Source organism: Pseudoduganella sp. (assembly GCF_041914865.1).
In the GTDB taxonomy this organism is placed as follows: domain Bacteria; phylum Pseudomonadota; class Gammaproteobacteria; order Burkholderiales; family Burkholderiaceae_D; genus Rugamonas.
Genome location: NZ_JAYSCO010000010.1, coordinates 1 through 25,299, shown reverse-complemented (window position 1 = coordinate 25,299; position 25,299 = coordinate 1). Strand labels below are relative to the sequence as shown.

Annotated in this window: 31 protein-coding genes and 1 tRNA gene; 15 read left to right on the top strand and 17 right to left on the bottom strand. The window is 64.0% G+C overall.

What is annotated here, in order from left to right; genetic code table 11:
* Position 1 precedes the first annotated feature (1 nt).
* Positions 2-247 (top strand): hypothetical protein, encoded by a 246-nt coding sequence (locus ACE3TQ_RS07105; protein WP_374581313.1) that lies wholly within the window; start codon positions 2-4, stop codon positions 245-247.
* Between the two features lie 97 nt (positions 248-344).
* The gene (locus ACE3TQ_RS07100; RefSeq protein WP_374581409.1) at positions 345-620 is read left to right on the top strand and encodes a DUF493 family protein; all 276 of its coding nucleotides are present in this window, start codon (positions 345-347) and stop codon (positions 618-620) included.
* Here the strand turns inward: ACE3TQ_RS07100 and gcvA are convergent.
* Complete coding sequence (gcvA, locus tag ACE3TQ_RS07095; protein WP_374581312.1) at positions 617-1,507, bottom strand: transcriptional regulator GcvA; 891 nt, start codon at positions 1,505-1,507, stop codon at positions 617-619. The genes ACE3TQ_RS07100 and gcvA overlap by 4 nt on opposite strands.
* Positions 1,508-1,612: 105 nt before the next feature.
* Between gcvA and yfcF the strand changes: the two genes are divergently transcribed.
* From yfcF to ACE3TQ_RS07065, 6 genes are all read left to right on the top strand, one after another.
* A complete protein-coding gene (gene yfcF / locus ACE3TQ_RS07090; protein ID WP_374581311.1) occupies positions 1,613-2,242 on the top strand; it encodes a glutathione transferase in 630 nt (209 codons plus the stop codon).
* Between the two features lie 86 nt (positions 2,243-2,328).
* Positions 2,329-2,997 (top strand): lipoyl(octanoyl) transferase LipB, encoded by a 669-nt coding sequence (gene lipB / locus ACE3TQ_RS07085; protein WP_374581309.1) that lies wholly within the window; start codon positions 2,329-2,331, stop codon positions 2,995-2,997.
* Positions 2,998-3,006: 9 nt separating this feature from the next.
* Positions 3,007-3,963 carry a lipoyl synthase gene (lipA, locus tag ACE3TQ_RS07080; RefSeq protein ID WP_374581308.1) on the top strand — a complete coding sequence of 319 codons (957 nt, stop codon included), beginning with the start codon at positions 3,007-3,009 and terminating at the stop codon, positions 3,961-3,963.
* 337 nt (positions 3,964-4,300) lie between these two features.
* The gene (locus ACE3TQ_RS07075) at positions 4,301-4,882 is read left to right on the top strand and encodes a hypothetical protein (RefSeq protein WP_374581306.1); all 582 of its coding nucleotides are present in this window, start codon (positions 4,301-4,303) and stop codon (positions 4,880-4,882) included.
* Positions 4,883-4,913: 31 nt separating this feature from the next.
* On the top strand, positions 4,914-5,465 hold the full coding sequence (locus ACE3TQ_RS07070; RefSeq protein ID WP_374581305.1) for a YdeI family protein: 552 nt from the start codon (positions 4,914-4,916) through the stop codon (positions 5,463-5,465).
* 112 nt (positions 5,466-5,577) lie between these two features.
* Positions 5,578-6,132, top strand: coding sequence for a hypothetical protein (locus tag ACE3TQ_RS07065; protein WP_374581304.1), 555 nt, complete (start codon positions 5,578-5,580; stop codon positions 6,130-6,132).
* Here the strand turns inward: ACE3TQ_RS07065 and ACE3TQ_RS07060 are convergent, their stop codons facing one another.
* Complete coding sequence (locus ACE3TQ_RS07060; RefSeq protein WP_374581303.1) at positions 6,133-6,390, bottom strand: hypothetical protein; 258 nt, start codon at positions 6,388-6,390, stop codon at positions 6,133-6,135.
* 151 nt (positions 6,391-6,541) lie between these two features.
* Between ACE3TQ_RS07060 and ACE3TQ_RS07055 the strand changes: the two genes are divergently transcribed.
* The 4 genes from ACE3TQ_RS07055 to ACE3TQ_RS07040 all read left to right on the top strand — a co-directional run bounded on the left by ACE3TQ_RS07055 (position 6,542) and on the right by ACE3TQ_RS07040 (position 9,361).
* Positions 6,542-6,958, top strand: coding sequence for a PaaI family thioesterase (locus ACE3TQ_RS07055; RefSeq protein WP_374581302.1), 417 nt, complete (start codon positions 6,542-6,544; stop codon positions 6,956-6,958).
* A 2-nt stretch (positions 6,959-6,960) separates the two neighbouring features.
* Entirely contained in the window at positions 6,961-8,241 is a 1,281-nt protein-coding gene (locus ACE3TQ_RS07050; protein WP_374581301.1) for a DUF3034 family protein, read from the top strand.
* An 81-nt stretch (positions 8,242-8,322) separates the two neighbouring features.
* A complete protein-coding gene (locus ACE3TQ_RS07045) occupies positions 8,323-8,787 on the top strand; it encodes a helix-turn-helix domain-containing protein (RefSeq protein ID WP_374581300.1) in 465 nt (154 codons plus the stop codon).
* 286 nt (positions 8,788-9,073) lie between these two features.
* Positions 9,074-9,361, top strand: coding sequence for a hypothetical protein (locus ACE3TQ_RS07040; protein WP_374581298.1), 288 nt, complete (start codon positions 9,074-9,076; stop codon positions 9,359-9,361).
* Here ACE3TQ_RS07040 and ACE3TQ_RS07035 read toward each other — a convergent pair whose 3' ends face one another.
* From ACE3TQ_RS07035 to ACE3TQ_RS07015, 5 genes are read right to left on the bottom strand one after another with little or no spacing between them, the layout of a single operon-like run.
* Entirely contained in the window at positions 9,362-9,874 is a 513-nt protein-coding gene (locus ACE3TQ_RS07035; RefSeq protein ID WP_374581297.1) for a TlpA disulfide reductase family protein, read from the bottom strand.
* 6 nt (positions 9,875-9,880) lie between these two features.
* Positions 9,881-10,507 (bottom strand): BON domain-containing protein, encoded by a 627-nt coding sequence (locus tag ACE3TQ_RS07030; RefSeq protein ID WP_374581296.1) that lies wholly within the window; start codon positions 10,505-10,507, stop codon positions 9,881-9,883.
* A complete protein-coding gene (locus ACE3TQ_RS07025) occupies positions 10,500-11,096 on the bottom strand; it encodes a phosphoheptose isomerase (RefSeq protein WP_374581295.1) in 597 nt (198 codons plus the stop codon). The genes ACE3TQ_RS07030 and ACE3TQ_RS07025 overlap by 8 nt, the downstream gene beginning before the upstream one ends.
* A gap of 58 nt (positions 11,097-11,154) precedes the next feature.
* Positions 11,155-11,511, bottom strand: a complete 357-nt coding sequence (locus tag ACE3TQ_RS07020; protein ID WP_374581294.1) for a YraN family protein — start codon at positions 11,509-11,511, stop codon at positions 11,155-11,157.
* Positions 11,511-12,815, bottom strand: a complete 1,305-nt coding sequence (locus tag ACE3TQ_RS07015) for a penicillin-binding protein activator (protein ID WP_374581292.1) — start codon at positions 12,813-12,815, stop codon at positions 11,511-11,513. Before ACE3TQ_RS07015 ends, ACE3TQ_RS07020 begins: the two co-directional genes overlap by 1 nt.
* Before the next feature lie 10 nt (positions 12,816-12,825).
* Here ACE3TQ_RS07015 and rsmI point away from each other — a divergent pair, with 10 nt between their 5' ends.
* Entirely contained in the window at positions 12,826-13,728 is a 903-nt protein-coding gene (gene rsmI, locus ACE3TQ_RS07010) for a 16S rRNA (cytidine(1402)-2'-O)-methyltransferase (protein WP_374581291.1), read from the top strand.
* Between the two features lie 79 nt (positions 13,729-13,807).
* Here rsmI and ACE3TQ_RS07005 read toward each other — a convergent pair whose 3' ends face one another.
* Positions 13,808-14,371 (bottom strand): hypothetical protein, encoded by a 564-nt coding sequence (locus ACE3TQ_RS07005; protein WP_374581290.1) that lies wholly within the window; start codon positions 14,369-14,371, stop codon positions 13,808-13,810.
* Positions 14,372-14,438: 67 nt separating this feature from the next.
* Here ACE3TQ_RS07005 and ACE3TQ_RS07000 point away from each other — a divergent pair.
* Both ACE3TQ_RS07000 and ACE3TQ_RS06995 read left to right on the top strand, forming a co-directional pair.
* Positions 14,439-14,515: transfer RNA gene (locus ACE3TQ_RS07000), tRNA-Pro, on the top strand.
* Positions 14,516-14,577: 62 nt separating this feature from the next.
* Complete coding sequence (locus ACE3TQ_RS06995) at positions 14,578-15,276, top strand: CPCC family cysteine-rich protein (protein WP_374581289.1); 699 nt, start codon at positions 14,578-14,580, stop codon at positions 15,274-15,276.
* Here ACE3TQ_RS06995 and ACE3TQ_RS06990 read toward each other — a convergent pair whose 3' ends face one another.
* The 9 genes from ACE3TQ_RS06990 to ACE3TQ_RS06950 all read right to left on the bottom strand — a co-directional run.
* Positions 15,277-16,185, bottom strand: coding sequence for a hydroxymethylglutaryl-CoA lyase (locus tag ACE3TQ_RS06990; RefSeq protein WP_374581287.1), 909 nt, complete (start codon positions 16,183-16,185; stop codon positions 15,277-15,279). It abuts the gene before it with no gap.
* A gap of 1 nt (position 16,186) precedes the next feature.
* Positions 16,187-17,119, bottom strand: coding sequence for a 2-hydroxyacid dehydrogenase (locus tag ACE3TQ_RS06985; protein WP_374581284.1), 933 nt, complete (start codon positions 17,117-17,119; stop codon positions 16,187-16,189).
* Between the two features lie 9 nt (positions 17,120-17,128).
* Positions 17,129-19,159 (bottom strand): acetyl-CoA carboxylase biotin carboxylase subunit, encoded by a 2,031-nt coding sequence (locus ACE3TQ_RS06980; RefSeq protein WP_374581283.1) that lies wholly within the window; start codon positions 19,157-19,159, stop codon positions 17,129-17,131.
* A 31-nt stretch (positions 19,160-19,190) separates the two neighbouring features.
* Positions 19,191-20,231, bottom strand: a complete 1,041-nt coding sequence (bioB, locus tag ACE3TQ_RS06975; RefSeq protein ID WP_374581281.1) for a biotin synthase BioB — start codon at positions 20,229-20,231, stop codon at positions 19,191-19,193.
* A gap of 13 nt (positions 20,232-20,244) precedes the next feature.
* Positions 20,245-21,012: a dethiobiotin synthase gene (bioD, locus tag ACE3TQ_RS06970; RefSeq protein WP_374581280.1), complete on the bottom strand. Its 768-nt coding sequence runs from the start codon at positions 21,010-21,012 to the stop codon at positions 20,245-20,247.
* Between the two features lies 1 nt (position 21,013).
* On the bottom strand, positions 21,014-22,198 hold the full coding sequence (bioF, locus tag ACE3TQ_RS06965) for an 8-amino-7-oxononanoate synthase (protein ID WP_374581279.1): 1,185 nt from the start codon (positions 22,196-22,198) through the stop codon (positions 21,014-21,016).
* On the bottom strand, positions 22,198-23,523 hold the full coding sequence (gene bioA, locus ACE3TQ_RS06960; RefSeq protein WP_374581277.1) for an adenosylmethionine--8-amino-7-oxononanoate transaminase: 1,326 nt from the start codon (positions 23,521-23,523) through the stop codon (positions 22,198-22,200). Before bioA ends, bioF begins: the two co-directional genes overlap by 1 nt.
* Positions 23,524-23,534: 11 nt before the next feature.
* On the bottom strand, positions 23,535-24,320 hold the full coding sequence (locus ACE3TQ_RS06955) for an enoyl-CoA hydratase/isomerase family protein (RefSeq protein WP_374581276.1): 786 nt from the start codon (positions 24,318-24,320) through the stop codon (positions 23,535-23,537).
* Positions 24,321-24,330: 10 nt separating this feature from the next.
* Positions 24,331-25,299, bottom strand: a 969-nt coding sequence (locus ACE3TQ_RS06950; RefSeq protein WP_374581275.1) for a carboxyl transferase domain-containing protein, incomplete at its 5' end; no start/stop codon positions are given.

The window sequence follows — 25,299 nt, the reverse complement described above, 5'->3', positions numbered from 1 at the left end:
TATGAGGTACTTGAACGGGGAAGAAGCCCACCTGGGCGACAAGGTAGCGATAGGAAATAGCGCGGAGGGCGAGATTGTGTGCTCGATTGATACAGACGAATTCAGTCCAGAGTATCCCAAGGCGCATTGGCAGTACCTGAACCGTGGCGTCCTGGTGAATTTTTCAAAATTCGGCCTTATCCATTACGAAGAGCCTGAACCCGGGCTGCGCTTCGTCCAGCGCGCCAGCTTGCGGCTTGAAAAGTAGCCCGGCGGGGCCATATACGTAACGAGGTAAAATGGAACCCGGCGCGACTCGCACCGCGCCGGGTCTTTTTTTTTGTTACAAGATTGGAAAAATCATGATGAATCCCATCCCGCCTGAAGAGTCCCTCATCGAGTACCCGAGCGACTTCCCGATCAAGGTGATGGGCGCTACCCACGACGCCTTCGCCGCCACGATTATCGAGGTGGTGGTGGCGCACGACCCGACTTTCCACGAAGGCCGGATGGAATCGCGTCCCTCCACCAAGGGCACCTACACCAGCCTGACCGTGACCGTGCGCGCTACCAGCCGTGAACAGCTGGACAATATTTACCGCGCCCTGTCCGGCCACCCGATGGTCAAGATGGTCCTCTAAGGTCCGGTAAGCAGCTGGCTGCGGGCGATTTCCGCCTTCAGCCACGCACGGAACGCCCGCACCTGCGGTTTCTGCAGGGCGGCGGGCGGACTCACCAGGTAGTAATCATCCGGGCACGGCGTGGCGATATCGAACAGCCGCACCAGCTGGCCCGAGGCGATTTCCTGCATCGCCACCACATGGCGCACCAGCGCCACCCCGTCGCCGTCGACGGCGGAGCGGATCAGCATCGACAAATCCTCGAACATCACACCGCCGGAAGGCTCCGGCAACGCGAGTCCGGCCGCTTTGAACCAGGGCAGCCACGGCTCGTTCGAACGCAATAGCGTTGCCTGCGCCAGGTCCTGTGGACAAGCAGGCAGTTGTCCACCGCGATAGCGAGGACTCACTACAGGATAGTAGATCTCCCCGATCAGCCGTTCCACATCGAGCCCCGGATACTTGCCGCGGCCGAAGCGGATGCCGACATCGATCCCCTCGCGCACCAAGTCCTGCAACTGCCCGCTGGCCTGCAGGATCACCTCGATATTCGGATGCTGCTCGATGAATTGCCCCAGCCGTGGCGCCAGCCAGCGCGCCGCAAACGACGGGATGGCGGTCACGCTCAGGCGCTGCACGCCCTCCGGCGGCCGCAACTCCGCCGCCCCTTCCGCCAGCTCGGCCAAACAGCGCGCCACCGTCGCCGCATAGCGCCGCGCCTCCGGCGTGGCCGTCACCTGCCGCCCATTGCGCACAAACAGCTGCACGCCCAGTTCCTCTTCCAACCCGCGCACCTGGTGGCTGATGGCGCCGTGCGTCAGGCACAGTTCCGCCGCCGCCCGCGAGAAATTCTCGTGGCGCACCGCCGCCTCGAAGGCGCGCAGGGCGGATAAGTTCGGCAAACGCATATCGATGTGAGGAAAAGTAACAAGGCCAATGAAAATATATCGTTTTGGCAAGCATCAGGCAAGGCATACCATGTGAATAAACTTAACCAAAGCCGGAGCCGCACCATGAGCCTCAAACTGTATGTGGACAGCCAGTTCACCAGCCCTTACGCCATTTCCGCCTTCGTCGCGCTGCGCGAGAAGGGTCTCGATTTCGAACTGGAGACGGTCGACCTGGAAGCGGGCAAGAACAAGGAGCTGTCCTATACCGGCAAGGCCCTGACCGGCCGCGTGCCCTGCCTGGTGCACAACGACTTCATGCTGACCGAATCCAGCGCGATCACCGAATACCTGGAAGAGATGTTCCCCGCCCCCGAGCACCGCGCCCTGTACCCGGTGCTGCCGCAGAAGCGCGCCATCGCGCGCCAGATCCAGGCCTGGGTGCGCAGCGACCTGCTGGCGCTGCGCGAGGAACGCAGCACCTACACAGTGTTCTACAAACGTGCCGAACAGCCGCTATCCCCCGCCGCCCAGGCGGCAGCGGACAAGCTGGTGCACCTGGCCGAACGCGTGATCGACGGCCCTTACCTGTTCGGCCGCTGGTGCATCGCCGATACCGACCTCGCCATCATGCTGAGTCGCCTGGTGATGAACGGCGACCCGGTGCCGCAAAAGCTCAAGGACTATGTGGCCCACCAGTGGCAGCGCGAGTCCCTGCAAGATTGGCTAAAGAACATCAACCTGATGCCAGCTTAAGGAAATCGGCATAAAACTGCTTAGTCATTAAGCAGTGAAAGGGCGGGGCCGGTATAATGGCGGGGCTTTTCCCGACCTGTATCCCTATGCCTAACCAGCCGGCGGTGATCCGCCATCTCGGCCAAGCCGATTACGAGCCAACGTTTGCAGCCATGCGCGCCTTCACCGACGCGCGCACGGAAGACACGCCCGACGAACTGTGGATCGTCGAGCACCCGCCCGTCTATACCCTGGGCCTGGGCGCCGACCGCGGCCACCTGCTGGCCGGCGCCACCGCCATTCCCTGCGTGCAGACCGACCGCGGCGGCGAAGTGACCTACCATGGCCCAGGCCAGGTCGTGATTTACCTGATGATGGACCTGCGCCGCAACAAGCCGGGCGGAAAACTGTACGCCCGCCAGTTCGTCAACAAGATCGAGCAGGCGATCATCAATGTGCTGGCCGCGTATAATCTCGCCGGTGAGCGTGTTGAAGGCGCGCCCGGCATCTATATGTCCGGCGGCCCCAAGAAAGGCGCCAAGATCGCCGCGCTGGGATTGAAGGTGCGTGGCAATGGCTGCACCTATCACGGCGTATCGCTGAACGTCGACATGGACCTGGCGCCATTCAGCTGGATAAACCCTTGCGGCTATGCCGGCCTGGAAACGGTCGACATGCGCACCGTGGGCGTTATCGCCCCATTGGCCGATGTGCAGCAGGCACTGGCGGACGAACTGGTCCTCCAGCTGCAGGTGGCCGAACCTGAATTAACCTGAAAGCAGCTTATGACTTACAACCCAAGCGACAAGCAAAAAGGCGCCGACAAGACCTCCCGCATCCCGATCAAGATCATCCCGATCGAGCAGGCCGAGCGCCTGAAGAAGCCGGAGTGGATCCGCGTGAAAGCGGCATCGGCCTCTTCCCGCTTCTACGAGATCAAGGACATCCTGCGCGAGAACAAGCTGGTGACCGTGTGCGAAGAAGCGAGCTGCCCGAACATCGGCGAATGCTTCGGCAAGGGTACTGCTACCTTCATGATCATGGGCGACAAGTGCACCCGCCGCTGCCCGTTCTGCGACGTGGGCCACGGCCGTCCCGATCCGCTCGATACCCAGGAACCGATCAACCTGGCCAACACCATCGCCAAGCTGCGCCTGTCCTACGTGGTGATCACCTCGGTGGACCGTGACGACCTGCGCGACGGCGGTGCCGGCCACTTCGTCGAGTGCATCACCAAGACCAAGGAACTGTCGCCCAAGACCCAGGTTGAAGTGCTGGTGCCGGACTTCCGCGGCCGCCTGGAAAAAGCGCTGGACATCTTCGCCGGCGGCCTGCCGGACGTGATGAACCACAACCTGGAAACGGTGCCGCGCCTGTACAAGGAAGCGCGCCCGGGCGCCGACTACCTGCACTCGCTGAAGCTGTTGAAAGACTTCAAGGCACGCTACCCGCACGTCAAGACCAAGTCCGGCCTGATGGTCGGCCTGGGCGAGACCGACGAAGAGATCCTGCAGGTGATGCGCGATATGCGCGAGCACGACATCGACATGCTGACCATCGGCCAGTACCTGGCGCCGTCCAACAGCCACCTGCCGGTGCGCCGTTACGTGCACCCTGACGTCTTCAAGATGTTCGAAGACGAAGCCTACAAAATGGGCTTCGCCCACGCCGCGGTCGGCGCCATGGTGCGTTCCTCGTACCACGCCGACGTGCAGGCGCATAACGTCCTCGAGCAGGCGTAATCCTCTCCTCGAACGTGTTCAGCGGCACTCGACGCTGAACACGTTCCGTCCCGCCTTATCGCCCTTCTTTCCCCTGATCGTGCAGGCAGTAACATGCCGTAGCCGCATTGCAGCCATTTCCCTTCCGGGTATGGCACGCGCAAATCATATGTATCGCACCGGCACCGGCGTTGCGCTTCGTCAGTACTCTTCATCGTTCTTCCTTCGATACTAGGCAAATGCGCCAAGCACATTCGGATCGCGCTCGCGGCCGGAGGAGCGAACACCTTGGCGCAGCCAGATTTCGTGCAGAGCGGTTTCTGGCCTGGCCCTGTTTATCGTAAAGAGAAGCCAAGCTATGCGATATATCGTCCGTAACGCTAAGGTTGCGATCCTTTGCCTGTTGCTGGCAAGCGTGGCAAGTGCGGCGGACAATTCACCTCGTTTGCTGCGCGACCCGTTGCTCGGGTTGCGCTACGACCGTACATTGGTCAACTTCGAGCGCTTGTCGCCACAGCAGCTCGCGCCATGCCCGACGCTGGCCGACAGGGACAGCATCAAGAGCAACTGGTACGTATTCGCCATGGCGCGGACAGCGAACGCAGGGGCCTACTATCTTGTCGGTGGCTACTCGATCCGTACGCATCCATACCCACCGGAGATTCCTCGATACGAACTCGATGATGCCGGCGTCATATTCAGCATCTCCGGCGAACGCTGCGTTGTGTTCGAGGCGCCTGCACGCGCCATGTTCGAGCCGCTTCTGGCTGGTGAAATACCGGAACCAATCCTGCTGGCGCTGGCAAACGACCATGCATCGCGCATGGTGCAAGCCTATCAAGGATCAAGCCAGCTGAGGGCCGCGATGCGTAAGCAAGGCATCTCCGTCCAGGCGCTACCTGGAACATTGCGTGAGGCGTATTCGGTCATTTTGAAGTAGCATTGTCGCCAACAAGAACACGGAGGCGAACATGGCTGAAGAACGTTGGCACAAAGAGTTTGAGGCGCTGCGCAAGATTGTCCTCTCCACGCACCTGACCGAGGAGACCAAGTGGGGCTGCGCCTGTTTCACCTATAACGATGGCAATGTGGTGCTGATCCACGGCTTCAAGGAATACTGCGCGCTGCTGTTCTTCAAAGGCTCGCTGATGCAGGACCCCGAAGGCATCCTGGTGCAGCAGACCGCCAACGTGCAAGCCGGGCGCCAGCTGCGCTTCACCGGGCTGGACGAGATCAAGCAGCAAGCGAAGATCATCAAAGCCTACATCGAAGAAGCCATTGCAATCGAGAAGTCCGGCGCCAAGGTGGCCTTCAAGGACACCAGCGATTTCCCGATGGCGGAAGAATTCCTGCAAAAGCTGGACGAGCATCCGGCCCTGGCCGAAGCCTTCTACGCCCTGACCCCGGGCCGCCAGCGCGGCTACCTGCTGCATTTCTCGTCCGCCAAGCAAGCCAAGACCCGCGAATCGCGCGTGGAAAAATGCATGCCGCAAATCCTGGCCGGCAAGGGGCTGGATGACTGATATGCATGGAAAGAACCTCTGGGCAGCGGGCCTTCTGTGCGCTGCATTCTCCGCCAGTGCAGCAATACCTTTGCCAATGCCGTCGCGCACCGAGCCTGCGAAGCCCGGTACTATGACGGAACTGCGGTCGCAGGTCAGCGACCTGAATCGCTATATCGGAATTTATCCGCCGCGCATCGGGAGTGAGGGACAGCGCGAAGAAGTCTACGGGCGCTGGACTGAAGCATTGCGGCAAGCCTGGCAGATCGAGAACCAGTTGCCGCTGGATGAGGCGACGCTGGCGCTGCTGGCCGACCTTTACCGGCAAGGGCACAACCTGGATGTCACCGGCGCCGACCGCAAGGCAATCGAAGCCTTGGACAAATGCCTGGCGCGCTATGCTGATTCGATCAGGTGTCACCTGGCCGCATCCTATTTCTACCTCTCGACCAACCCGCAATACGCGCCCAAAGGCGAAGCCAGCCTGCTGCGTTTGCGTGAACTGATGAAGACCCAAGCCAATCCGGAAATTGAGCGCGGCCTGGTGTTCGCCTACCTGTACCAGCAGAAGATGGACTTAGCGCTGAAGCAGATCGACCACTACCTGACCCTGGCCCCGAACGACGAAAACATGCGCAAGGTGCGCGAAGCCGTCGCTCGCAAGGCGATCGAGGTCAAGCAGCTGTGATCAGTGGGTGGTGCGCTTGCCGTAGCAGAGGGTATAGAGCTGCGTGCGCAAGTCGCTGAATTCATCATCCAGCTGCAAGTCGCTGATGGAACCCGCGCCGCCGAAGTAGTGCAGGATCTCGCCCTTGGCGGCCGAGCAATCGAAGGCGCTCAAGGTGCGGGCACGGTGCAGCAGGCGCGCCCAATCCTCCTGGTGGCCCTGCTCCAGCTTCACTTCCATGCGCTGCACGATGGCAGACAGTTGCTCCCGTTCGTTCATAGGTCATTCTCCGTAAGTTAATCGGTTGAATCCACCTTGTGAGCTTCTGGTCTTGCCTGCAGACCTGGCCCTTGTGAGGCAGGTCGCGCAGTCATAAGCATACCCTGTTTCCGGCTGCTATGATTCACCAACTGTCACGGAGACCCTGTAAATGAAGTTCGACCTCGAAAAACTCAACCAGCTGACCCACAACACCCTGCCTGGCCACCTCGGCATCCGCATCGTCGCCTCCTCCGAAGGCGAATTGCACGCTGAAATGGATATCGCCCAGCACCACCTCGCGCCAAACAGCTACCTGCACGCCGGCAGCGTGGTCACCCTGGCCGATACCGCCTGTGGTTTCGGATGCATTGCCAACCTGCCCGAAGGCGCGCAGAATTTCACGACCATCGAATTGAAGTCGAACCACCTGGGCACCGCGCGCGAAGGAACGATCGCCGTCGTCGCCAAGATGTTCCACGGCGGCCGCACCACGCAAGTGTGGGATGCCACCGTCACCAATAAGGCGAACGGCAAGACCATCGCCCTGTTCCGTTGTACGCAAATGATCCTTTACCCGAAAGGCTGAACATGCGAAAACTCCTTGGTGCAAGCTTGCTGGCCACCGCCTTCGCGGCGCCGGCCATCGCCCAGACGCCCTATACCAACGACGCGGTCTATCGCGGCCTGGGCGGCACGGACGGCATTGTGCGGATCGTCGACACCCTGTTCGAGATCACATTGGCCGACCCGCGCATCAAGGATACTTTCGACGGTTTCGACATCCCCGTGGTCAAGGCGCGCCTGGTGGAGCAGATTTGCGAGTTCGCGGGCGGACCGTGCAAATACACCGGCAAGTACAAGGACCGCGATATGAAGACGGTCCACGAGGACCTGAAGCTGAACAACATGCACTTCAACGCGCTCGCGGAAGATTTGCAGATCGCGATGGAACGCCACAATGTGCCCACCAGCGTCTCGAACAAGCTGATTGCCAAGCTGGCGCCCATGCAGCGCGACATCGTGACCGCAGGCGGCGGCGCGCCCTCCGCCCGGCCCGACCACGGCAAATTCATCGCTACCGGCGGTGTCAGCATGGTGGAAGGCGCGGGCGGCGGCGGCATCGTGCCGTGGGCCCTGGTCACCGGCTACGGCACCCGCGACAGCTGGGGCGCCAGTGCCTTCGCCACCCGCGTCGATACCCAGGACTACAGCCTGAACACGTTCGGCGCCGCCGTCGGCATCGGCGACCGCGTTGAACTATCGCTGGCGCGGCAGGAATTCAAAGGCGACCTGGCGCCGCTCGACCAGCTGAACATCAAGCAGGACATTTTCGGGGTCAAACTGAAACTGGTGGGGGATGCGGTCTACGGCCAGGACAGCTGGCTGCCGCAAATCGCCATCGGCCTGCAGCACAAGAAGAATAAAGGTGTGGGCGGCCTGGGCGCGCTGGGCGTCACCAACGTCAAGCAGCTGGGCGCCAAATCGGACCGCGGCACCGACTTCTACATCGCCGCCACCAAGGTGCTGTTCGAGCAAAGCCTGCTGGTGAACGGCACCCTGCGCTCGACCAAGGCCAACCAGATGGGCATCCTCGGCTTCGGCGGCGACAAGGAAAGCAGCCGCCGCATCATGCCCGAGCTGTCGGTCGGGTATCTGCTGACGCGCAAGCTGGTGCTGGGCGCCGAGTACCGCCGCAAACCGCACAACCTGGGTGTGGATAACGAAAAGGCGTACAAGGACATCTTCCTGGCCTGGGTGCCGAACCGCCATTTCTCGCTGACGGCCGCTTACGCCGACCTGGGCACGATTACGGTCTTTAACCCGAAAACCCAAAGGGGCGCCTACCTGTCCGCCCAGGCTGCGTTCTGATCGATAGCGTTTCGAATATTTCGTTTGTTTTGAATATTTCGTTTAGAATGAACTAAACAAGTGTTCAGGGAGGCGAAAAAATTGTCGAACGTTATCGATCGGCTGGACAGCAAGGAAGACGTTGAGCTGGCCAAAGAGGCGCAGCGTTGCCTCGTCGCGGCCTTGGACCACTCACGTGCGGTTCGGATCGCGCTGGTTGAGGATGGGGCAAATGACTTGTCTGATGCGCCCGTTTTGACCTTGCCGCCGAAAGTCCTGCGTTTGTTTGCAGAGGTTTTAGGTTCGCTTGCCCAGGGCAAAGCGGTTGCCGTGATGCCGAAAGAACTCGACATCTCAACCCAGGAAGCAGCGATGTACCTGAACGTGTCCCGACCATACCTGGTCAAGTTGTTGGAGGCCGGCGCGATACCGCACCATAAGGTCGGAGCCCATCGCCGGGTGCGCCTCGAAGACGTGAAGCAATACAAGGAACAGCGATCCTCGCGCTCCGAAAAAGCGCTGCAGGAACTGGCAGACCAGGCACAGGATCTAGACATGGGCTACTGATGGCAGGCTTTCTCCGCTACACGGTTGTATTGGACGCATGCGTGCTTTATCCGGCGCCGTTGCGGGATTTACTGCTGAGCCTGGCGGCAGCCGGAATGTATGGCGCGCGCTGGACTGATCGAATTCAGGAGGATTGGCAGCGCAATTTACTGAAGAATCGCCCAGAACTAAAGGACTTGGTCCCACGCACTGCGGAACTCATGAATGAAGCCAGGAAGACCGCCTTATTCGCGGATACGAGCGGCTTATCAATTCGCTGGTTTTGCCAGATCCAGATGATCGCCATGTGCTGGCAGCGGCAATCGCCGGACATGCCGATGCAATCGTCACCTTCAATTTGAAGGACTTTCCCGCAGATATTGTTGATGTGCACGGGATTGAAGTCCTGCACCCGGATGATTTCCTAGTGGCGCAATATGGATTGGATCAAATTCGAGTGCTAGGTGAAATCAAGGCGATGCGCCAAAGACTAAGGCGTCCGCCGCGCTCAGCGCATGAGCTGGTCGCAACGGTAGAGGCGCAGGGACTTCCGCAGTTTGCCCAACTACTGCGGGATGCTGAAGAATTGCTTTGATCAGCTCTTCAGGTTCTTTTCCAGCAGCGCGTGCAGGCTTGGGAAGTCGACCTTGCCCAGGTAGCGCTTGATGATGTTGCCGTCTTTGTCGACCACGAAGACGGTTGGCGTCATCTTGACGTCGCCCCAGGCCTTGGCCGCTTCGCCGCTCACGTCCAGCGCAACCTTGAAAGGCAGCTGGCGCGTTTCGGTGAAGTTGACCACGTAGTTCGGCGCGTCGTACTGCATGGCCACGGCCACGTAATCCAGGCCCTGGCCCTTGTACTTCTCATAGGTCTTGACCATGTCCGGCATCTCGGCCACGCAGGTGGTGCACGAGGTGGCCCAGAAATTGACCATGTAGACCTTGCCCTTCAGGCTCTCAGGCGTGATTTTTTCCCCTTTGATGCCGAGGAAGGTGACCGCAGGCGCGGCCTGTTGCTTATTCAGCGACTGGTAAGCGGTGAAGCCGATGCCGGCGATAACGGCCAGCGCTATCACCGGTTTGACCCACGCCCGGGAGCCGGTACTCATGATGGATTAGCCTTGCGTAGCCGGGGCGGGCTGGTACTGCTTCCACTCGTCCTCGGAAATGTACTCGAACACTTTCACAACCTTGGTCACGCCGGCCACGCCGCGCGCGATATCGGCCGCCTGCGCGCCTTCGCGCTGGGTGACGCGGCCCATCAGGTATACAGCACCCTTCTCGGTGACCACCTTGAAGGTGTTGGCCGAGATATCCTTGGCGTCGGCCAGGCTCAGTTTGACCTTGGAGGTGATCAACGCGTCGTTGGAGCGCGAGGTGTAGCTGGACGAGAAGCCCACTTCCAGTTCGTTGGTGACGTTCACCACGCCTTCGATGGCGCGCACTTCGCGCTCCACCTTGGCCTTGGTCTCATCATCCGGCACCTCGCCGGTCAGCAGGACACGGCGGTTAAAGCTGTTCACGTTGACGTGGCTGCCCTTGCCGGTGATATTCGGCATCTTCAGCTCGGCCTTGACGACAATCGACTTGTCCTCGGTCTGGGCGCCGAGGGTGCGACGGTCGGTCGCGGCAATGGTGCCGGCGACGGCGCCGCCGACCAGCAGCGGGGCGCAAGCAGACAGGGTGGTGCTCGCCAGTACGGCAGCTGCCACAGCCAGCGTCAGTGGACGCGCTTTACTCATTTACATCTCCTCCGAACAGGGCGACGTCGATACCGTCGCACAGGCAGTGAATGGTCAGCAGGTGGACTTCCTGGATACGGGCAGTACGGTCCGCCGGCACGCAGATATGCACATCGGCGTCGGTCAGCATCTTGCCGATAGCGCCGCCGCCTTTGCCGGTCAGCGCCACGACACGCATCTCACGCTCCAGCGCCGCTTCGATGGCCGCCATGACGTTGGCCGAATTGCCGGAAGTGGAAATCGCCAGCAGGATGTCGCCCGCCTGGCCGTATGCCTGCACCTGCTTGGAGAAGATCTCGCGGTAGCTGTAGTCGTTGGCCACAGCGGTCAGGATCGAAGTATCGACCGACAGCGAAATCGCCGGCAGCGGGAAGCGTTCACGCTCGAAACGGCCCACCAGTTCCGCCGCAAAGTGCTGGGCGTCTGCCGCCGAGCCGCCGTTGCCGCAGGCCAGGATCTTGTTGCCGTTCGAGAGGGCGGAGAACATCAGTTCGACCGCCTGCGCGATAGGCTGCGCCAGGACGGTTGCGGACTGGATCTTGATTTCGGCACTTTCGTGGAAGTGCGAGAGGATGCGTTGATTAGTCATAGTGTGCGTAATTATAGTGCAGCGGCCTGCCGGGCCTCACAAGCGCTGTTAAAAATGCTTACATTTGATCAATGATGGCGTTGCGCAGCCAGTTTATGCGCCCGCTGTCGATGGCGACAATGTCAATTCGACATGGTGGCAACGGTTTGCAACGCAGCAGGTAAAACTGGGCGGCGCGCACGATGCGGCGCCGCTTGGCGGGCGTGATGCTGGCCGCCGCGCCGCCGTACCGTGGGTTGCTGCGCTCGCGGACTTCGACAAACACCAGGGTGTCGCCCTCGCGCATGACCAGGTCCAGCTCCCCCACCTTGCACAGGAAATTGCGCTCGACCAGGGTCAGGCCCTGCCGCTGCAGGTAGGCCAGCGCGCGCTCTTCGCCGCTATGGCCGATTTCCTGCAGCTCGGTGCGGGTCATCAGCGCACTGGCGTCGGCACGCCGTTGCGGTACTCAGCCGGCACTTCGATGCGCTCGAACCAGGGCTGGCCCTGGCCGAAATCGACGGTCAGCTGGCCCGTCACCCCATCCAGCTGGAAGCGGCGCTGCGGCTGGCGTGCGATTTCACGGGCGATGCGGAAGGCGTCGATGCCCAGGGCATAGATGCGCTCCATGTCCGCCCCCAGGCGCGCCTCGTCGCGCGGCACCGGTTGCGGGTAGACCATCACCGCCGGGTGGTCGCGCTGCACCAGCCAGGGCAGGTCGAGCAGGCGCACCCCGTCCATTTCCGGGCCAGGCAGGATGGTGCTGCGGCCGGGGTTGAGCGAGGACGTGCCGTACACCGGAATCTCGTTCAGCGGCGGCGTGGCCAGGGCCGTGCGCAGCTGGCGCGCCTGGTCCGGGTCGAGCGCAGCGAACAGCACGCCGGCCGGTTCGGCCTGCAGGCGGGCGCGCAGGGCCACCAGCTCCGCATCCTGCAGGTAGCCGTTCAGCGGCGACAGTTCCTGGCTGCGCGCGTTGAGGCCGAGGCGCTGCCAATGCGCGGCAATGGCCCCGGCGATGCGCTTCTGCCAGGCCGAATTGCCGGAAACGACCAGCGCCCGCGCCGACGGGTGCTCGCGCGCCGCCCACTCGGCCACCTGGCGCGCCTCTTCCTCGATCGACAGGCCGATCACCAGCAGTTGCGGCGGCAGGCGGGTTTCGCCGCGCAGTTCGGGATGGTTGAGGGCGATGGTCGGCTTGTCCACCTGCTGGCTGCCCGCGATCGCGCTGACGGCGGAGCGGGCCAGCGGACCCACCACCATATCGTTCTGCTGCTGCGCCGCCACGTAGGCCGCCAGCACTTCCTGCGGCTGGTCGCCGGTTTCCACCAGGTTGACTTCAAAGCCCTTGCTGTCGCGCTCCAGGCCCGCCATGAAGCCGGCGCGCAGCGCATCGGCTGCCCGGCCCAGGGCCTCGGAGCGCAGCGGCAGCAGCAGCGCGATACGGTAAGGCGGCTTGCCGCCCGCCTCCCCGGCAGGCTGCGGCACCACCTGCATGATGCCGGACGGGCGCGGCGCATCCGGCGGCGGCACGGCGAAGGTTTCCACCACCGCCTCCGGTTCCGGCGCGGGCGCCGGCGCCGCAGGTTTCGGCGCCGGCACCGGCGGCGCAACAGGCGCCGCACTTGTCACCGACGTGATTGGCGCGCACAATCGGCCCGGCGTGCCGCATGGCGCGCTGCAGGCGCTGGCCAGCATGGCCGCAACGCAGAGCAACAGATTGTTGATTTTATTTGGCAGCATCCTACCCCCAATGACAGCACAAGATTCCAGCCCGCTCGCCGGCTTGCCCATCCTCGGCGAGACCGTCCACCAGACCTATCCTACGGCATCTTTATACGTGGTGGCTACGCCAATTGGCAATGTAACCGACATTAGCCTGCGCGCCCTGCATGTGCTGTCCCTGGTCGACGCCGTGGCCTGCGAAGACACGCGCAACACGGCCCAGCTGATGAACCGCTTCGGCCTGCACAAGCCGCTGGTCGCCGCCCACATGCACAACGAACGCGAAGCGGCCGCAGGGCTGATCGCACGCCTGCAGGCCGGCGAACGCATCGCCCTGGTGTCCGACGCCGGCACTCCCGCCGTGTCCGACCCCGGCGCCCGCATTGTGGATGCCGTACGCGCCGCCGGCCTGCGCGTGATCCCGCTGCCCGGCGCCTCAGCCGCGGTCGCCGCCCTGTCGGCTAGTGGCCTGGTGAACGACCAGTTTCATTTTGTTGGCTTTTTGCCATCGAAAGCCAAGCAGCGCGAAGCCGCACTGCAAGGGCTGGCCAGCGCGCAAGCCACCCTCGTGTTCTACGAAGCCCCGCACCGCATTATCGAATGCGCCCAGGCCCTGGCCGACGTTTTCGGCGCCGAGCGCCAGGTTGTCTTCGCCCGCGAAGTGACCAAACTGTTCGAACAGATCCACCGCTGCCCGCTGGGCGAAGCGGTCGGCTGGCTCAAATCCGACGCCAACCACGAGAAAGGCGAGTTTGTAGTGCTGGTCGAAGGCGCCCCCGCAGCCGAAGAAGGCCAGGACGCCGAAGCCGACCGCATCCTGCAGATCCTCCTGGCCGAGTTGCCAGTCAAACAAGCCGCCACCCTCGCCGCCCAGATCACCGGCAAGAAAAAGAACGCCCTGTACGACCGCGCCCTCGAGCTCAAGCAGTAATGTCCACTTTGGGGTCAGGAAGAAATGTGGACATTTCCTTTAGGAATGTCCACATTTCTTCCTGACCCCGAAGTGGACATTACCATTTGCAGCCGCTGTCTTTTTTGTCCATCAGCAGGACAAGGGGGGCGAGCAGGCCGCCGGGGATGCCGTCTTTGCAGTTGGGACGGGCGGCTTCCTGGATTTGGCGCGCTAGCTTTTCGTCGCGGGTTTCGCGGGTTTTGATCGGGCCGGTATCGAGCTCGGCGGCAATGTCGCGGGCGGCGGCTTTGGCGGCTTCGCGGTCGAAGCGCTTGCCGTTGCCAGCGCCCGGCTCGGCTGGCTGCAGGACCAGCATTCCTTCCTTGGCCGCCGGCGTGCTGGCTTGGGCTGGCCGCTGGCGTTCCTTCGGCCGGCGGCGGACTTCGGCGGCAACGCGCGCCGGGCCGCTTGCCTTGTCTGCTTCCGGCTCCGGCTCCGGTTCCGCTCGCGGCGGCGGTGGCGCGGGGGCGACGATCCTGACCTGGACTTGCGATAGCCAGCTGCGTGGGTCCGGCCCCATCTTCGGCTCGGGCAGGCGCAGCCAAACCAGCGCCGTCAGGTGCAGTAGTAAAGAGATAACAATGCCGAATGCTATGCGCCAGCGCGACGTTCGGTAAGGCATGCAAATGCTCCTACTTTCAAATTGGGGGTTGACGGCCCCCGGCCCAGCTTGTATTATCTTGCTTCTTCGGAGTGTAGCGCAGCCCGGTAGCGCATCTGCTTTGGGAGCAGAGGGTCCAAGGTTCGAATCCTTGTACTCCGACCAAGTTTCAAGAAAAAGACCTGCATTCGTGCAGGTCTTTTTTTTTCTGCTTTAAGATCTGCGCCATGTACACCTGCCCTTGCTGCGGATACGCAACCTTCGCCAGCGCCCCTGGCTCTTTCGAGATCTGCCCGGTTTGCCGCTGGGAGGATGATTCTTCACAGCTTTACCACCCCTTCTCCAACACTGGCGCCAACCAGCGCAGCCTGGCGGAGGCGCAAGTCGCCTTCGTGCAGTTTGGCGCGGCGGCCGCCAGCCAGTACCTGCGCGACCCGCATTGGTTCCCGTTGTGGCAGCAGAGGGCCGACATCCCGGACGAGGCGCAAGCCGCAGGCAGCACGACCTACGATCTGTATTATTGGCTGCGCACCGCGCGCGCGTCCGTGCCGGAGCAGCCAATCGGCCTGCGCCGCGTGCGCAACCGCATCATCGAATACCTGGAGCTGGCCAGCTCCTTTGCGGCCCAGCGCCAGTTGCAGGATGCGGCGCCGGCCATGTCGGCGCCGGACGAGGTGCTGAACCAGTGGGAGGATTGGGTGACGCCGGATTGGAAGCAGCAGTTCGTGGAGCCGGTCTTTTCGGCGGAGGAGCGCAACGGCATCGCGCAGTTTGCTGCGGTGTGGCGTGGCATTGCGGACGGTGCGCCGCATCCCTTGCCGCCGCTGGAGGTGTTGTTCGCGACGCCGAACTGGCAATCGCTGCAGCGTGCTGCGGCCGCGCTGCTGGCAGTATTCCAGCTACGCGGCCGCTCGGACGAGCATTAATCAGCCGGCGCGCTTGGCGGCAATCGCATTGCCGGCGCGGCTGGCGGCCTTGCGGCCGAGGAAGCTGGAGATGAACTGGCCGGCGTCGACCACCTTGTCCAGGTCCACGCCGGTTTCAATGCCCAGGCCATTCATCATGTAGATCACGTCTTCCGTGGCGACATTGCCGGTCGCGCCCTTGGCGTACGGGCAGCCGCCCAGGCCGGATACGGAGGAGTGGAAAATCTCGATCCCCACCTCCATCGAGGCGTAGATATTCGCCAGCGCCTGGCCGTAGGTGTCGTGGAAGTGGCCGGCCAGGCCGTTTGCGCGGAATTCCTTGATGGCGCGTTCCATCACCGCCTGCGTCTTGCGCGGGGTCGAGACGCCGATGGTGTCGGCGATATCGATCTCGTCGCAGCCGAGGTCGCGCATGCGGCCCACCACATAAGCCACGGAATCGAGCGGCACCTCGCCCTGGTACGGGCAGCCGAAGGCGGTGCTGACCGAGGCGCGCAGGCGCAGGCCGGCGTCCTTGGCGGCTTTGGCGACCGGCACGAAGCGTTCGATCGATTCGGCGATGGAGCAGTTGATGTTCTTTTGCGAGAACGCTTCGGAGGCGGCGCCGAAGATCACCACTTCGTTGGCGCCGGCGGCCAGCGCGGCTTCGAAGCCTTGCATGTTCGGCGTTAGCGCGGAGTAGATCACGCCCGGCTTGCGGACGATGCCGGCCATGACGTCTTTCGAGGTGGCCATCTGCGGCACCCACTTCGGCGATACGAAGGAAGCGGCTTCGATATTCGGGAAGCCGGCATCGGTCAGGCGGTTCACCAGCTCGATCTTCACTTCGGCCGGCACCTCGCCCTTTTCATTCTGCAGGCCGTCGCGCGGGCCTACTTCGACAATCTTGACCTTCTTTGGCAAACTCATTTCAGTATCCCTTGTCTCGGTTGATGGTGTCGGCGACCGCCTCGCCGCGCATGTGCTGGCGCATCTTGGCGGCGATCTGCTCCACGCTCTCGCGGCGCAGCGTCAGCGCGGAAATGTGCGGCGTGATGGTGATGCGCGGCTCCTGCCAGAACGGGTGCTGCGCCGGCAGCGGTTCGTTGCGGAACACGTCCAGCGTGGCGCCGGCGATATGGCCGGACTTAATCAGCGGCAGCAGGTCCGGTTCGGCGATGTGCGCGCCGCGCCCGACGTTGATGATGTAGGCGCCCTGCGGCAGCTTTTGCATGTTCGCGCGGTTGAGGATATTGCTGGTCTCTTCCGTCAGCGGCAGCATGCACACCACCACGCGCGACGAGCCGAGGAAGCCGTCCAGCCCTTCCGTGCCGTGGAAGCATTCCACGCCCGGCAGCGATTTCGGCGTGCGGCTCCAGGCGCGCAGCGGGAAGCCGAACGGGCGCAGCGCTTCGACCACGTGCGAGCCGAGCGCGCCCACGCCCATCACGCCGACCGAAAAATCGCTTTTGTCGCGCGCTTCCAGCTGCAGCCAGGCGCCGGCCCGCGCTTGCGCTTCGTATTCGTCCATGCGGCGGAAGTAGCGCAGCACGGCGTAGGTGACGTACTCCGCCATCTGCATGCCCATGCCGGCGTCGTTCAGGCGCACGATGGGGATGTGCGGCGGTATCGCCTGGGCATACTTCATGATGGCGTCGGCGCCGGCGCCAGTGAGGAAGATCGCCTTGACCCTGGCCAGGTCGGCCAGCATGTCTTGCGGCGGCGTCCACAGCACGGCGTAGTCGCACGGCGCCAGTTCAACGCCGGGGCGCCATACCACTACTTCGGCTTCCGGCAGGAAGTCGGCGAAATCCTTGATCCAGGGCGCGGTATTGCCGTCCGCGCGGTACAGCAGGATGCGCATGCGCCCTCCTCAGGCGGCGGTCTTGAAGGCCAGCAGCGGCGCGCCGTCTGCCACCTGGTCGCCCACGGCGTACAGGATCTCTTCCACCACGCCGTCGTGCGGGGCGGAGATGGTGTGCTCCATCTTCATCGCTTCCATGATGACCAGGGCATCGCCCTTCTTCACTTCGGCGCCTTTCGCGGCCAGCACGGCGACCACCTTGCCCGGCATCGGCGCGGTCAGGCGCCCGCCTTCGGCTTCCGACTCGCCGGCATGCGCCATCGGGTCGTTGTAGTCCAGTACATAGTGGCCGCCGCCGGTGAAGACGTGGAATGCGTCGCCGTCGCGGCGCACGGTGCCGTGCACCGAGGTTTCGCCCAGCTTGATGCTCAGGTCCACGCCATCCTGCTTGAACAGCGACAGGTCCACTTCCAGGCCTTTGATCTCGAAGTGCCAGCCGTGCGGCAGGTAGGTCAGCATCGGCGCGTACTGCTTGCCGTTTTCATCGCTGAAGGCCAGCTTGCGCGCGTAGTGGAAATTCATGCGCCAGCCCAGCGCCTGGCCCCATGGGTCGCCCTTGTTGGCGCCGGATTGGGCGGCCGATTTGTCTTTCTCTTCCTCGATCAGGGCCACGGCGGCCAGCGCCACGGCGGCCACCGGGATGGAGCGCGGCGGCGGGAACAGCGCGTCGTGGTTGCGTTCGATCAGGCCGGTATCGAGGTCGGCGCCGGCGAAGGCGTCGCCTTCCACCAGGCGCTTGAGGAAGGCGATATTGGTCGCCAGGCCCACGATCTGGTATTGCGACAGGGCTTGCGCCATGCGCGCCAGCGCCTGCTTGCGGTCCGCGCCCCACACGATCAGCTTGGCGATCATCGGGTCGTAGAACGGCGAAATGGCGTCGCCGGCGCGCACGCCGGAGTCGATGCGCACGGCGGCCGGGAAGCCGGGCACGCCGCCCAGTTCGAAGTTGACGGCGGCCGGGGTCTCCAGGTGGCGCAGCGTGCCGATCGACGGCAGGAAGCCCTTCTCCGGATTTTCGGCGTAGATACGCGCTTCGATGGCGTGGCCGTTGATGGTCAATTCGGATTGCTGCTTGGGCAGCGCTTCGCCGGCGGCGACGCGGATCTGCCATTCGACCAGGTCGGTGCCGGTGATCATTTCGGTCACCGGGTGCTCCACCTGCAGGCGGGTGTTCATCTCCATGAAGTAGAAGCTGCCGTCCTGGTTGGCGATGAACTCCACCGTGCCGGCGCCCACGTAGCCAACCGCTTTCGCGGCTGCCACGGCGGCTTCGCCCATCGCTTTGCGGCGCTCATCGCTCATGCCCGGCGCCGGGGCTTCTTCCAGCACCTTCTGGTGGCGGCGCTGCACCGAGCAATCGCGCTCGAACAGGTAGATGCAGTTGCCAAGCGTGTCGGCGAACACCTGGATCTCGATATGGCGCGGGCGCAGCAGGTATTTCTCCGCCAGCACCTTGTCGTCGCCGAAGGAGCTGATCGCTTCGCGCTTGCAGGAGGCCAGCGCGTCCTTGAATGCTTCGGCGCTCTCCACCACACGCATGCCCTTGCCGCCGCCGCCGGCGGAAGCCTTCAGCAGCACCGGGTAGCCGATGCGGTCTGCTTGTTCCTGCAGGAAGCCTGCATCCTGGTTGTCACCGTGGTAGCCCGGCACCAGCGGCACGTTGGCTTTCTCCATCAGCTGCTTGGCGGCCGATTTGGAGCCCATGGCGCGCATGGCGGAAGCCGGCGGGCCGATGAAGGCCAGGCCCACTTCGGCGCAGGCGTCCGCGAACTCGGCGTTCTCGGACAGGAAGCCGTAGCCGGGGTGGATCGCTTCCGCACCGGTGGCCAGCGCCACCGCGATCAGCTTGTCGCCGCACAGGTAGGATTCCTTGGCGGCGGCCGGGCCGATGTTCACCGCTTCGTCGCATACGGCGACGTGCTTGGCGTTGGCGTCCGCATCCGAATACACGGCCACGGTCTTGATGCCCATGCGGCGCGCGGTAGCGGCGACGCGGCAGGCGATCTCGCCACGGTTGGCAATCAGGATTTTCTTGAACATTGTCTCTCTCTATTCTTTTTGGGATGTGTTCTTAGCAGCCGCAGGCTTCCTTCTGCACCGAGTCCAGCACCGCGCCGCGCGTCGGCAGGCCCAGTTTCGCCAGCAGCGCGCGGTCGTCGTTCGCTTCCGGGTTATCGGTGGTCAGCAGCTTGTCGCCGTAGAAGATCGAGTTGGCGCCGGCCATGAAGCACATCGCCTGCACCGCTTCGCCCAGCTCGCGGCGGCCGGCCGACAGGCGCACGCGCGCTTTCGGCATGGTGATGCGGGCCACGGCGATGGTGCGCACGAATTCCAGCGGGTCCAGCTTGTCCAGGCCGTGCAGCGGGGTGCCTTCCACCTGCACCAGGTGGTTGACCGGCACCGACTCAGGGTACGGGTTCAGGTTGGCCAGCTGGGCGATCAGGCCGGCGCGCTGTTCGCGCGATTCGCCCATGCCCACGATGCCGCCGCAGCAGACCTTCAGGCCGGCGTTGCGCACGTGGCCCAGGGTGTCCAGGCGGTCCTGGTACTGGCGGGTGGAGATCACGTCGCCGTAGAAGTCGGGCGAGGTGTCCAGGTTGTGGTTGTAGTAGTCCAGGCCCGCGTCCTTCAGGCGTTGCGCCTGCGCCGCTTCCAGCATGCCCAGGGTGGCGCAGGTTTCCAGGCCCATGGCCTTCACTTCGCGCACCATGGTTTCGACTTTCTCCATGTCGCGCTCTTTCGGGCTGCGCCAGGCGGCGCCCATGCAGAAGCGGGTGGCGCCGTTGTCCTTGGCCTGCTTGGCCGCGTCCAGCACGGTGTCCAGGTCGAGGATCTTCTTGGCTTCCACGCCGGTGTCGTAGCGCGCCGCCTGCGGGCAGTAGCCGCAGTCTTCTTCGCAGCCGCCGGTCTTGATCGAGAGCAGGGTCGCCAGCTCGACGTCGCCGTCCGGCCAGTGTGCACGGTGGGCTTCCTGTGCGCGGAACATCAACTCGTTGAATGGCAGCTCGTACAGCGCCATCACGTCTTCCAGCGGCCAGGTAGCGGCTTCCGGCAGCTTGATCGCTGCGGTTGGACGGTGCAGTTGGACGGTTTTCGGTTCTTGCAGGGACATTGTGATTCCTCTCTTACGTGTTGCGGCGGCCCGGCCAGTTCGGCAGGGACGTGAAGTCCAGGTATTCGGCGGCAGCGGCGGCCGTCGGCTTGGCCAGGCGCGGAATGCGGCCGAGCAGCGGCGCGGGAATGCGCGCTGCCAGCGCCTCGATATTCTCGTCGGCGAAGTTCATTTCAAATTCCAGCGTGTTGGCGACCCAGCCCACCAGCTTCAGGCCGCGCGCCTGGATCGCTTCCACGGTCAGCAGCGCGTGGCTGATGCAGCCCAGGCGCAGGCCCACCACCAGCACCACCGGCAGGCCGAGCTGCTGCGCCAGGTCGGCGGTGTCGTAGTTGTCGGTCAGCGGCACGCGGAAGCCGCCCACACCTTCCACCACGGTGGCGTCGGTCAGGGCGGCGATTTCCAGGTAGGCGGCCAGGATCGGCACCGGGTCGATCGCCACGCCTTCCAGCGCGGCGGCGATATGCGGCGCGGCCGGCTCTTTCAGCATGAAGGGCGTGGTCAGCGACTGCGGCAGGTGCACATTGCTCGCTTCGATCAGCTGGTCGGCGTCGTCGTTGTGCAAGGCGCCGTCGCGCACCACCGCCCCGGCGGCGATGGGCTTCATGCCGCAGGCGCGCGCTCCGTTGCGCACCAGTGCGTACAGCATGGCGGAAGACGTCAGGGTCTTGCCGATTTCGGTGTCGGTTCCCGCCACAAAGCAGGAGAAGCGCAGCGGCACGCCATCAGCGGCAGCGGCGGCTTGGGGTTCAGGAGCGATGACAGGGTCTTCGAGTGCCATATCAGGTCCTTTCCAGTTCGTTGATAGCATCGGCCAGGCGGCGCACATCGTCCGCCGTGTGGGCGGCGGACAGGGTGATGCGCAGGCGCGCGCTGCCGGCCGGCACGGTCGGCGGGCGGATGCCCCCGACCCAGATGCCCTGCTCGTACAGCGCGGCGGAGAGCCGCATGGTTTCGTCATTTTCGCCAATGACGATGGGCTGGATCGCCGTCTGCGACGGCAGCAACTGCCAGCGCTTCAGGCGCAGGCTGTCGTGTAACTGTGCCACCAGGGCCTGCAGGTGGGCCCGGCGCGCGCGGCCTTCGTCGCCGGAGATGATATCCAGGCTGGCCTGCAGCGCGTGCGCCAGCGCGGGCGGCGCGGCGGTGGTGAAGATGTAGGGGCGGGCGCGCTGCACCAGCGTTTCCACCACGGTGCGGTGCGCCGCCACGAAGGCGCCGCCGACGCCGGCGGCCTTGCCCAGCGTGCCGACATAGACCAGGTTGGGCGAGCGCATGCCGAAATGTTCGAGTGCGCCGCGGCCTTCAGCGCCCAGGGTGCCGAAGCCGTGCGCGTCGTCCACCACCAGCCAGGCATTGTGCTGTTCGCACAGGGCCAGCAGCGCCGGCAGCGGGGCCAGGTCGCCGTCCATGCTGAACACGGAGTCGGTGACCACGATCTTGGTGCTGGCGCTGCTGGCCGCCAGCATGTCACCCAGCGCAGCGACGTCGGCGTGCGGGTAGACCGACAGCTTGGTGCGCGCCAGGCGGCCGCCGTCGATCAGCGAGGCGTGGTTCAGCGCTTCGCTGAAGATCTCCGTGTCCTTGTCGCCGACGGCCAGGCCGGTCAGCACGGCCAGGTTGGCCATATAACCGGTGCAGAAGTACAGGGCCTGCGCTTCCACCAGGTGTGGCGCCAGGAACCCGGCCAGGCGCTGCTCGAGCAGGGTGTGTGCGCGGCTATGGCCGCTGATCAGGTGCGAGGCGCCGCTGCCGGTGCCGTACATCTGCACGCCCTGCTGCATGGCTTCGGCCAGGCGCGGGTGGGCGGCCAGGCCAAGGTAGTCGTTGCTGCAGAACGCCAGCAGCTCGCGGCCGTCGACCGTCACGCGCGGCGCGCAGGCGGTTTCCACCGAGCGTCGTTTGCGGATCAGGTTCTTGTCGTGCAGGCCTTGCAGCTGCTGTTCGAGTTTTGCCAGCAGTTCCATCAGTCCACCGTCTTTTCAAATACCGACAGCGTGCGCGCGGCCAGGCCTTCGATTTCCTCGTCGGAGAGGATGTAAGGCGGCATCAGGTACACGGTATTGCCGATCGGGCGCAGCAGCAGTTCCTGCCTGGTGCCCTCGGTGAAGAAGCGGCGCGAGAAGCCGGGTGCGGCGTCCACCGCATCAAACGCCCAGATCATGCCGCGGTTGCGGAAGTTCGTCGTGCGCTCGTGCTGCGCCAGCGGCGCCAGGGCTTCGGTCAGCTTGCGCGCGCGTGCCTTGTTCGCTTCCAGCACCTGGTCTTCGGCGAAGATGTCCAGCGTGGCCAGCGCGGCGCGGCAGGCCAGCGGGTTGCCGGTATACGAATGCGAGTGCAGGAAGCCGCGCGTCACATCGGCGTCGTAAAAGGCCTGGTAGATCTCGTCGCGCGACAGCACGATGGAGAGCGGCAGGTAGCCGCCGCTGATGCCCTTCGACAGGCACAGGAAGTCCGGCCAGACGCCGGCCTGCTCGCAGGCGAAGAAGGTGCCGGTGCGGCCGCAGCCGACTGCGATTTCGTCCAGGATCAGGTGCACGCCGTGCTTGTCGCACAGCTCGCGCACCAGCTTCAGGTAAAGCGGATCGTGCATCGCCATGCCGGTGGCGCATTGCACCAGCGGCTCGATGATGATGGCGGCGATCTTGCCGGCGCGTTCCACGAACAGGCGCTCGACGTCGGCTGCGGCGCGGCGCGCCACGTCTTGCGGCGTTTCGCCCTCGGCGGCCTGGCGCGCATCCGGCGACATCACGGTCTGCGTCGCGCGCAGCAGCGGGCCGTAGGCATCCTTGAACAGCGCCACATCGGTCACCGCCAGGGCGCCGATGGTCTCGCCGTGGTAGCTGCCTTTCAGGCAGACGAATTCCTGCTTGTCGCCCTGGCCCATGTTGCGCCAGGAATGGAAGCTCATCTTCAACGCGATTTCGACCGCCGACGCGCCGTCCGACGCGTAGAAGGCATGCCCCAGCTGGTGCTGGGTCAGCGCCGCCAGACGTTCGCTGAGCTGGATCACCGGCTCGTGGGTGAAGCCGGCCAGCATGGCATGCTCCAGCAGGTCCAGCTGTTCGCGCAACGCCGCGTTGATGCGCGGGTTGGCATGGCCGAACAGGTTCACCCACCAGGAGCTGATCGCGTCCAGGTAGCGCTTGCCTTGGTGGTCGTACAGCCACACGCCGCGGCCATGGCTGACCGGGATCAGCGGCACGGTTTCGTGGTGCTGCATCTGGGTGCACGGATGCCAGACGCTCCGCAGGCTGCGCGCTACCCAGTCGTTTTGTTGATTCACTTCCAAAAACTGCTCCGTTAATTCAGCCAGCCCGGCTTGCGCTTCTCCAGGAAGGAGGTCACGCCTTCGCGGCCCTGCTCGGAAGCGCGGATATGGGCGATGCGTTCCGCCGTATCCTGCAGCAGTGCGTCGTTCACCGGCTTGCCGGCGATATCGCGCACCAGCACTTTCGCTTCCTTGACCGCGTTCGGGCTGTTGGTGACGAGGGCTTTCAGCACCTCGGCGACTTTGGCATCCAGCGCGTCGGCGGCCACCAGTTCGTGGACCAGGCCAATGCGGTGGCCTTCGACGGCGCTGAAGCGTTCGGCGGTGAGGAAGTAGCGGCGCGACGCCTGCTCTCCCATCGCCTTGATGACATACGGCGAAATGGTGGCGGGGATCAGGCCCAGTTTCACTTCGCTCAGGCAGAAATTCGCTTCCGGCACGGCGATCACGATATCGCAGGCGGAAACCAGGCCCATGCCGCCCGCGTAGCAGTCGCCGTGCACACGCGCGACCACCGGTTTCGGGCAGACATAGATGGTGCGCAGCATCTGCGCCAGCTGCATGGCGTCGGCCTCATTCTCCTCGTGGGTGTAATGGGCCATCTTCTTCATCCAGTTCAGGTCACCGCCGGCGCAGAAGGCCGGGCCGTTACCTGCCAGGACGATCGCGCGCACCAGCTCATTGCGGCCCAGTTCCGAGAAGGCGCGCGTCAGGTCGTTGATCGAATGCTCGTTGAAGGCATTGCGCACGTCCGGACGGTTGAGGGTGACGGTGGCGACTTTGTCGTTGATCTCGACGGTCAGGGTTTCGTAGGTCATCGCCATCTCCTTACATGCGGAATACACCGAACTTGGTGTCCGGGATTTCCTGGTTCAGCGCTGCGGACAGGCCCAGGCCCAGCACCATGCGGGTGTCGGCCGGATCGATCACGCCGTCGTCCCACAGGCGCGCGGAGGCGTAGTAAGGGTGGCCCTGCACTTCGTACTGTTCCTTGATCGGCTGCTTGAAGGCCGCTTCCTCCTCCGCGCTCCAGGTGCCGCCCTTGGCTTCGATGCCGTCGCGCTTGACGGTGGCCAGCACGCCGGCCGCCTGTTCGCCGCCCATCACGGAGATGCGCGCGTTAGGCCACATCCAAAGCATGCGCGGCGAGTAGGCGCGGCCGCACATGCCGTAGTTGCCGGCGCCGAAGGAGCCGCCGATGATCACGGTGAATTTCGGTACGGCGGCGGTGGCGACGGCGGTCACCATCTTGGCGCCGTTGCGGGCGATGCCCTCGTTTTCGTACTTGCGGCCGACCATGAAGCCGGTGATGTTCTGCAGGAACACCAACGGGATCTTGCGCTGGCAGCACAGTTCGATGAAGTGCGTGCCTTTCAGCGCGGATTCGGAGAACAGGATGCCGTTGTTGGCGATGATGCCGACCTTCATGCCGAAGATGTGGGCAAAGCCGCACACCAGGGTGGTGCCGTAGCGCGCCTTGAATTCATCGAACTCCGAGCCGTCAACGATGCGCGCGATCACTTCGCGGATGTCGAAAGGCTTGCGGGTGTCGACCGGGATCACGCCGTACAGTTCTTCCGGCGCGTATTTCGGCTCCACCGCTTCGCGCAGCACGCCCTGTTGCGGCTTCTGGCGGTTCAGGTTGGAGACGATGGTGCGCGCCATCGACAGCGCATGCATATCATCCTTGGCCAGGTGGTCGGCCACGCCGGACAGGCGGGTGTGTACATCGCCGCCGCCCAGGTCTTCCGCCGACACCACCTCGCCGGTGGCCGCCTTCACCAGCGGCGGGCCGCC